The 8,734-nt window shown below is 73.4% G+C and carries 5 protein-coding genes; all 5 read left to right on the forward strand.

Annotated elements, in window-relative coordinates; genetic code table 11:
- Positions 1 to 48: 48 nt before the first annotated feature.
- The 5 genes from BIV57_RS26420 (at position 49) to pyk (ending at position 8,724) form a co-directional block, all read left to right on the forward strand.
- The gene (locus BIV57_RS26420) at positions 49 to 1,488 is read left to right on the forward strand and encodes a maltokinase N-terminal cap-like domain-containing protein (protein ID WP_071656820.1); all 1,440 of its coding nucleotides are present in this window, start codon (positions 49 to 51) and stop codon (positions 1,486 to 1,488) included.
- A gap of 17 nt (positions 1,489 to 1,505) precedes the next feature.
- Complete coding sequence (gene glgB, locus BIV57_RS12440) at positions 1,506 to 3,737, forward strand: 1,4-alpha-glucan branching protein GlgB (protein ID WP_079170264.1); 2,232 nt, start codon at positions 1,506 to 1,508, stop codon at positions 3,735 to 3,737.
- 158 nt (positions 3,738 to 3,895) lie between these two features.
- Positions 3,896 to 6,016 carry a phosphate acetyltransferase gene (gene pta, locus BIV57_RS12445; protein ID WP_071656821.1) on the forward strand — a complete coding sequence of 707 codons (2,121 nt, stop codon included), beginning with the start codon at positions 3,896 to 3,898 and terminating at the stop codon, positions 6,014 to 6,016.
- Between the two features lie 13 nt (positions 6,017 to 6,029).
- Positions 6,030 to 7,205, forward strand: coding sequence for an acetate kinase (locus tag BIV57_RS12450; RefSeq protein WP_071656822.1), 1,176 nt, complete (start codon positions 6,030 to 6,032; stop codon positions 7,203 to 7,205).
- A gap of 100 nt (positions 7,206 to 7,305) precedes the next feature.
- Positions 7,306 to 8,724, forward strand: a complete 1,419-nt coding sequence (gene pyk / locus BIV57_RS12455) for a pyruvate kinase (RefSeq protein ID WP_071656823.1) — start codon at positions 7,306 to 7,308, stop codon at positions 8,722 to 8,724.
- Positions 8,725 to 8,734 lie beyond the last annotated feature (10 nt).

Below are 8,734 nucleotides of genomic sequence, written 5' to 3' on the forward strand. Positions count from 1 at the left end.
CACCCTCGCCGGCCACGGCTTCTACTGGTTCCGGCTGCGGAGGGAGGCATGAGGCTGCCCCCGACAGTCGAGGTCCGGGCCGTCGCTGCCGATCTGACGGAGCATCTGGTGCCGCTGCTGCGCGCCTGGCTGCCGGGACGGCGCTGGTTCGCCGGGCGGGGGCGGGCCCCGGCCACCGTCGAGCCCGCGTCCGCGGTGTGGCTGCGCACCGGCGACCCGGGCCTGCTGCACCTGCTGGTCCGCGTCGGCTTCGACGGCTCCGCCCCGGACGACCTCTACCAGGTGCTGCTCGGCACCCGGCACACCCTGCCGGACCGGCTCGCCCCGAGCCTGCTCGGCCGGGTGGACGGCGGCTCCTTCGACGGCCTCGTCGTCCACGACGCCCTCTACGACGGGGAGCTGACCCGGCTGCTGCTGGACGCCCTCTCGGTCGCCGAGGAGGCGCCCGGCCCGCTGGACGCCCCCGGGCCCGGGGTGCGGCTGCGGCGGGCGCCCGGGGCGCGCGTCCCGTCCGGGCTCGCCGGACGCATCGGGACGGCCGAGCAGACCAACACCTCCGTGGTGTACGGCTCGCGGGCCATCCTCAAGATCTTCCGGCGCCTGGAGCCCGGCCTCAACCCGGACCTGGAGCTGACGCTGGCGCTGCAGCGCCAGGAGTGCGCGGCCGTCCCGGACCCGCTGGCCTGGATCGAGGCGCCGCTGCCCGGCCCGGCCGCCGCGGAGCCCACCACGCTCGCCCTGCTCCAGGAGTTCCTGGCGGACGGGACGGACGGCTGGGAGCTGGCCCTCGCCTCGGTCCGCCGCGCCACCGCCCGCGCGGCGGGCCCGGACACCGACCCCGGCGCGGGCTTCACCGAGGACGCCCGCCGCCTCGGCCGGGCCACCGCCGAGGTGCACCGCGCGCTCGCCGACGCGCTCGGCACCGAGCGGCTGAGCGGCCCTCAGGCGTCCGCGCTCGCCGAGCAGATGAGCGACCGGCTGGACGCGGTCGCCGCCGAGGTCCCGCAGCTGCGGCCGCACCGCGACGGCCTGCGGGCGGTCTTCCGCGAGCTGGCCGGACGCCCGTCCGGAGCCCTGCTGGCGCAGCGCACGCATGGCGATCTCCACCTCGGGCAGACGCTCCGTACGCCGGACGGCTGGCGGCTGATCGACTTCGAGGGCGAGCCGGCCCGCCCCCTGGCGGAGCGCCGGCTCCCCCGGCCCGCCGAGCGGGACGTGGCCGGGATGCTGCGCTCCTTCGACTACGCCGCCGGCCACGCCGGCCCCGCGGGCGCCGGCCACGCCCGCGCGCGCGCCTGGGCGGACGCCAACCGGGCGGCCTACCTGGCCGGCTACGCCGCCGCGGCGGGCCCGTCCGACGCGACTCTGCTGCGCGCGTTCGAGACGGACAAGGCGGTCTACGAGGTGGGCTACGAGGCCCGCCACCGCCCCGACTGGCTCCCCATACCCCTGGCCGCCACCGCCCGCCTCGCGGCGCAGCCGGACTGAACGGAGGACCTTACCCGATGACCACCCACCACGAGCCCCGCAAGGGCGCGGGCGAACCCGCCGAACCCGACGCGCTCCGCCTGGGCCCCGCCCCCCTGGACCCCGAGGAGCTGGACCGCCTCCGCCACGGCGCCCACCACGACCCGCACGCCCTCCTCGGCGTCCACCCGCTCCCCGACGACCACCTGGCGATCCGCAGTTGGCGCCCCTTCGCCCAGCAGGTCACCGTCGACACCCCCATCGGCCGCGCCCGCCTCCACGACCACGGCGACGGCCTCTTCACCGGCGTCCTGCCGCTCGCCACGCTCCCCGACCACTCGCTGCTGGTCACCTACGGCGGCGAGGAGCGCAAGGCGGACGACCCGTGGGCGTTCCTCCCCACCCTCGGCCCGCTCGACCTCCACCTGATCGCCGAGGGCCGCCACGAGCAGCTCTGGCACGCCCTCGGCGCCCGCGCGATGGACATCGAGACCAGCCACGGCCCCGTGGCCGGCACCGCGTTCGCCGTCTGGGCGCCCAACGCCCGCGGCGTCCGGCTGGTCGGCGACCACAACGCCTGGTCGCAGGGGCGCGAGGGCACCGGCCTGCCGATGCGCAGCCTCGGCGCCAGCGGGGTGTGGGAGGTCTTCGCGCCCGGCGTCGGGCCCGGCGACCGCTACAAGTACGAGATCCTCGGCGCGGACGGCGCCTACCGCCTCAAGGCCGACCCGATGGCGCGCCGCACCCAGCCCCCGCCGGACACCGCCTCGGTCGTCGCCGACCCGGACGGCGGCCACCCCTGGGGCGACGACGCCTGGATGGCCTCCCGCGGCCGGGAGCGGCCCCACCACCGCGCGCCGCTCTCCGTCTACGAGGTCCACCTGCCCTCCTGGCGGCCCGAGCTGACGAGCTACCGCGCGATCGCCGACGTCCTCCCCGACTACGTCGCCGACCTCGGCTTCACCCACCTCGAACTGCTCCCCGTCGCCGAGCACCCGTTCGGCGGCTCCTGGGGCTACCAGGTGACCTCCTACTACGCGCCGACCGCGCGGCTCGGCCCGCCGGAGGACTTCAAGCACCTGGTGGACGCCTGCCACCGACGCGGCCTCGGCGTGATCATGGACTGGGTGCCGGCGCACTTCCCCAAGGACGACTGGGCGCTGGCCCGCTTCGACGGCGGCCCGCTCTACGAGCACCCCGACCCGCGGCTCGGCGAGCACCCCGACTGGGGCACCCTCACCTTCGACTTCGGCCGCACCGAGGTGCGCAACTTCCTGGTCGCCAACGCGGTGTACTGGTGCGAGGAGTTCCACATCGACGGGCTGCGGGTGGACGCGGTGGCGTCCATGCTCTACCGCGACTACTCCCGCGAGGGCCTCGACTGGCTGCCCAACGCGGCGGGCGGCCGGGAGAACTGGGAGGCCGTCAGCCTGCTCCAGGAGGCGAACGCCACGGTCTACCGGCGCTGCCCGGGCGTCATGACGATCGCCGAGGAGTCCACCGCCTGGCCCGGCGTCAGCAAGCCCACCGAGCAGAACGGGCTGGGCTTCGGCTTCAAGTGGAACATGGGCTGGATGCACGACTCGCTGGAGTACATGCAGCACGAGCCGGTGCACCGCCGCTACCACCACAACGACATGACGTTCTCGATGATCTACGCCTACTCCGAGAACTACATCCTGCCGATCTCGCACGACGAGGTGGTGCACGGCAAGCGGTCGCTGGTGGCGAAGATGCCGGGCGACTGGTGGCAGCAGCGGGCGAATCTGCGCGCCTATCTGGCGTACATGTGGGCGCACCCGGGCAAGCAGCTGCTCTTCATGGGGCAGGAGTTCGCCCAGGGCTCGGAGTGGTCGCACGACGACGGCCCGCAGTGGTGGCTGCTGGACGAGGGCTATCCGGCGCGCGAGGACCACGCGGGCGTGCTCCGGCTGGTGCGCGACCTGAACCGGATCTACCGGGGGACGCCGGCGCTGTGGGAGCAGGACGCCGACCCGGACGGCTTCTCCTGGCTGCCCGGCACCTCGGCGGACGACAACGTGCTGGCCTTCGTCCGGCGGGACGCCGGGGGCGGGATGCTGGCGTGCGCCGCCAACCTCTCGCCGGTGGTGCGGCACGGCTACCCGCTGACGCTCCCGGACGCGCCCGGCTGGGACGTCGTCCTCAACACCGACGCGGCCGTCTACGGCGGCTCCGACGTCGACCCGTCCCCACGCCCCGCCGCCCTCACCCTCCCGCCCCTCGCCGCCGTCTGGCTCACCCCCACCTGACGCCCCGGCACCGCTCGGACGGCGAAGCCGTCCGGGTGGGGTGCCGGGGTGTAGAGGGAATGCATTCGATCAACGGGCGGCGAACAGCGACCACCCCCGACCGCAGGTACTGTCGAGAGCCGAACCCATGAATCTCTCGGCGAAAGGCGGCAGCCGCTGTGGCTCGCAGCGTCTACGTAACCGGCATCGCCCGCGGCGACGGCCGCCAGGCCGTCGAGCTGGGAGTGATGGAGCTCCTCAGCCGCCAGGTCGACAAGGTCGGCGTCTTCCGCCCCGTCGTCCACGCCGACCGACGGACCGATGCCGCCGACGAAGTGGTCGACGCCCTGCGCGCCCGCTACCGCCTCGGCGAGACCTACAACGCGATGTACGGCCTCACCTTCGAGGAGGTCGCCGAGCTCCAGGCCGAGCAGGGCATCGACGCGGTCGTCTCCCAGCTGGTCGAGCGGTTCCACCGGGTCGCCGAGCGGCACGAGGCGATGCTCGTCCTCGGCACCGACTTCAACAGCACCAACATCCCCGACGAGCTCGGCTTCAACGCCCGGCTCGCCAACGAGGTGGGCGCCTCCGTGCTGCCCGTGGTCGGCGGCCACGAGCAGAACACCGACTCCATCGTCGCCGAGGTGCGCAACGCCCACGCCGCCTACTCCCACCTGGGCTGCGACATCCTGGCGATGATCGCCAACCGGGTGGCGGCGCGCCGCAAGCAGGGCGTCGCCCGGCGCCTCGCCGAAGCGCTCCCCGTGCCGTCCTACATCCTCCCCGAGGACCCCGCGCTCTCCGCCCCGACGGTGGCGCAGATCGTCGACGCCAACCACGCCGAGGTGCTGCTCGGCGACGCCTCCGGCCTCGCCCGGGACGTCCGCGGCTTCGTCTTCGGCGGCGCCCACATCCCGACCTTCCTGCACGCCCTGACCGAGGGCTGCCTGGTCGTCACCCCCGGGGACCGCTCCGACCTGCTGATCGGCTCGCTGGCGGCGCACTCCGCCGGCTCCCCGCCGATCGCCGGGGTGCTGCTCACCCTCGGCGAGCGCCCGGACGAGACCGTGCTGCGGCTCGCCGCCCGGCTCGCCCCCGGCACGCCGGTGATCTCCGTCAAGGACGGCAGCTGGATGACGGCCAAGCAGGTCGGCAACCTGGAGGGCCGGATCACCCCGGCCAACCCGCGCAAGGCCGAGACCGCCCTCGGCCTCTTCGAACTGCATGTCGACACCGACGAGCTGACGAACCGGATCGCGCTGGCCCGCAGCGAGCGCACCACCCCGATGATGTTCGAGCACATGGTGCTGGAGCGGGCCCGCGCCGACCGCCGCAGGATCGTCCTCCCGGAGGGCGCGGAGGAGCGGGTGCTGCGCGCCGCCGAGGTGCTGCTCCGCCGCAACGTCGTCGACCTGGTGCTGCTCGGCGAGGAGGCGGTGATCCGCAAGAGGCTCTCCGAGCTCGGCATCGACCTCGGCCTGGACCGCGAGTCGGACCCCAGCACGGCCGCCCAGGCGACGATCGTCGACCCGGCCGAGTCCGACCTGCGGGACAGCTTCTCCCAGACCTACGCCGAGCTGCGCGCCCACAAGGGCATGACCGTGGAGCTGGCGCACGACATCGTCGCCGAGCCCACCTACTTCGGCACCCTGATGGTGCACGCCGGGATCGCGGACGCCATGGTGTCGGGCGCCGTCCACTCCACCGCGGCGACCATCCGCCCCGCCTTCGAGATCATCAAGACCGCCCCGGGCGCCCAGATCGTCTCGTCCTGCTTCTTCATGTGCCTCGCCGACCGCGTCCTGGTCTACGCGGACTGCGCGGTCAACCCCGACCCCAACGCCGAGCAGCTGGCGGACATCGCCATCCAGTCGGCCGAGTCGGCCGAGCAGTTCGGGGTGGAGCCGCGGGTGGCGATGCTGTCGTACTCCACCGGCACCTCCGGCAGCGGGCAGGACGTCGACAAGGTGCGCGAGGCCACCCGCCTGGTGCGCGAGCGCCGCCCGGACCTGCTGGTGGAGGGGCCCATCCAGTACGACGCGGCCGTCGACCCGACGGTGGCCGCCGCCAAGCTGCCCGGGTCGGAGGTGGCCGGCCGCGCCACCGTGCTGATCTTCCCGGACCTCAACACCGGCAACAACACCTACAAGGCGGTGCAGCGCTCGGCCGGGGCGGTGGCCGTCGGCCCGGTGCTCCAGGGGCTGCGCAAGCCGGTCAACGACCTGTCGCGGGGGGCGCTGGTGTCGGACATCGTGAACACGGTGGCCATCAGCGCGGTGCAGGCCCAGCAGAGCAAGTAAGGAGAGCGCGCGCATGTCCGATGCAGCCGGACCGAACCGGGTCCTCGTCCTCAACTCCGGCTCCTCCTCGCTCAAGTACCAGCTGCTGGACATGAGCGACGGCAGCCGGCTGGCGTCCGGCCTGGTGGAGCGGATCGGCGAGGCCGGCAGCGAGGTCGCCGACCACGCGCAGGCGCTGGAGCGGGTCTCCCGGGAGCTGTCCGGGCAGGGCCTCGGCCTGGACTCCCCGGAGCTTGCGGCGATCGGCCACCGGGTGGTGCACGGCGGGACGCTCTACACCGAGCCGACGCTGATCGACGACGCGGTGCTGGCCGGCGTCCGGGAGCTGGTGCCGCTGGCCCCGCTGCACAACCCGGCCAACGCGATGGGCATCGAGGTGGCCCGGCGGATGCGCCCCGACCTGCCGCAGGTCGCCGTCTTCGACACGGCCTTCCACTCCACCCTCCCGGAGGCCGCCTGGCGCTACGCGATCGACCGGGAGACGGCCGACCGGCACGCGGTGCGCCGCTACGGCTTCCACGGCACCTCGCACGCCTACGTCTCCCGGGAGACCGCCCGGCTGCTCGGCAAGGAGCCGGAGGAGGTCAACGTCATCGTGCTGCACCTGGGCAACGGCGCCAGCGCCTCGGCCGTGGAGCGGGGCCGCTGCGCGGAGACCTCGATGGGCCTGACCCCGCTGGAGGGCCTGGTCATGGGCACCCGTTCGGGGGACCTCGACCCGGCGGTGGTCTTCCATCTGCACCGGCAGGCGAAGCTCTCGGTGGACGAGGTCGACGCCCTGCTCAACCGCCGCAGCGGCCTCGTCGGGCTGTGCGGGGACAACGACATGCGGGAGATCGGCCGCCGGATGGCCGAGGGCGACACCGCCGCGCGCACCGCGTTCGACGTCTACGTCCACCGCCTGAAGAAGTACCTCGGCGCCTACACCGCCGTGCTGGGGACGGTGGACGCGGTGGCGTTCACGGCCGGCGTCGGGGAGAACTCGGCGGCGGTGCGGGCCGCGGCGATCTCCGGGCTGGAGCCGCTGGGCATGATCCTCGACCCGGTGCGCAACACCGTCCGCTCCGGCGCCGCCCGGCTGATCTCGGCGGACGGCAGCCGCACCGCGATCGCCGTGGTCCCCACCGACGAGGAGATGGAGATCGCCCGTCAGACGTATGCCCTGGCGCGAGGTGGCTCGGCCTCCTGAGATGCTGTCACTGGTCTGATGAATACATCCGCTTGTACGGCCGTCCGACGATGTGCGGCCCACTGTGTCGATGAAGCGATAGAACGGAAGTGCGCCGCGCATGCGTAGAGCGAAGATCGTCTGCACGCTGGGCCCCGCGACGGAGAGCCTGGAGCAGCTCCGCACCCTCGTGGACGCCGGGATGAACGTCGCCCGGATGAACATGAGCCACGGCACCCACGAGGAGCACGAGCTGCGGTGGAAGCGGGTGCGCCAGGTCTCCGAGGAGTCCGGCAAGGCCGTCGGCATCCTCGCCGACCTCCAGGGCCCCAAGATCCGCCTCGGCCGCTTCGCCGACGGCCCGCAGGAGCTGAAGCGCGGCGACGAGTTCACCATCACCACCGAGGACGTGCCCGGCGACGCCAAGGTCGCCGGCACCACCTACAAGGGCCTGCCCGGGGACGTCTCCAAGGGCGACCGCATCCTCATCAACGACGGCGCCATCACCCTGGAGGCCACCGGCGTCGAGGGCCCGCGGGTGCACACCGTGGTCATCGAGGGCGGCACGGTCTCCGACCACAAGGGCATCAACCTGCCCGGCGCGGCGGTCAGCGTCCCGGCGCTCACCGAGAAGGACGTCGAGGACCTGCGCTGGGCGCTGCGGATGGGCGCCGACTGGATCGCCCTCTCCTTCGTGCGCAGCGCCGCGGACGTCTCCCGGGTCCACGCGATCATGGACGAGGAGAACGTCCACTGCCCCGTGCTCGCCAAGGTCGAGAAGCCGCAGGCCGTCGACAATCTGATGGAGATCGTCGACGCCTTCGACGGCGTGATGGTGGCCCGCGGCGACATGGGCGTGGAGATGCCGCTGGAGGACGTGCCCTTCGTCCAGAAGAAGGCCGTCCAGCTGTGCCGCGCCTACGCCAAGCCGGTGATCGTGGCGACCCAGATGCTGGAGTCGATGATCAGCGCCTCGCGGCCGACCCGCGCCGAGGCCTCCGACGTGGCCAACGCGATCCTGGACGGCGCGGACGCGGTGATGCTCTCCGCGGAGTCCAGCGTCGGCAAGTACCCGATCGAGACGGTCCGCACCATGTCCCGGATCGTGGAGAAGGCCGAGCAGGAGATGCTCGCCAACGACCTGGCGCCGCAGCTTCCGGACCCGCGCACCCAGCCGGGCGCGGTGGCCCGCGCGGCGGTGGAGCTCGCCTCCAACCTGGAGGCGAAGGCGATCACCGCCTTCACCAACTCGGGCGACACGGCGCGCCGGGTGGTCCGCTACCGGCCGGCGCAGCCGGTGCTGGCGTTCACCACGGACGAGAAGACGCGCGGGCAGCTGGCGCTGAGCTGGGGCGTGGAGACGTTCGTGGTGGACAAGGTGGCCTCCACGGACGAGATGGTCAGTCAGCTGGACTCGGCGGTCACCGGGCTGAGCCGCTATCAGCACGGGGACACGCTGGTGATGACGGCCGGCTCGCCTCCCGGGGTGACGGGCACGACCAACCTCGTCCGCGTCCACCACCTGGGCACCAGGCAGTAGCGGCAGGGCG

The sequence above is a fragment of the Mangrovactinospora gilvigrisea genome (assembly GCF_001879105.1).
In the GTDB taxonomy this organism is placed as follows: domain Bacteria; phylum Actinomycetota; class Actinomycetes; order Streptomycetales; family Streptomycetaceae; genus Mangrovactinospora; species Mangrovactinospora gilvigrisea.

Coding starts and splice junctions, on each gene's coding strand:
- BIV57_RS26420 (WP_071656820.1), top strand. CDS start 49: ATGAGGCTGCCCCCGACAGTCGAGGTCCGGGCCGTCGCTGCCGATCTG.
- glgB (WP_079170264.1), top strand. CDS start 1,506: ATGACCACCCACCACGAGCCCCGCAAGGGCGCGGGCGAACCCGCCGAA.
- BIV57_RS12450 (WP_071656822.1), top strand. CDS start 6,030: ATGTCCGATGCAGCCGGACCGAACCGGGTCCTCGTCCTCAACTCCGGC.
- pyk (WP_071656823.1), top strand. CDS start 7,306: ATGCGTAGAGCGAAGATCGTCTGCACGCTGGGCCCCGCGACGGAGAGC.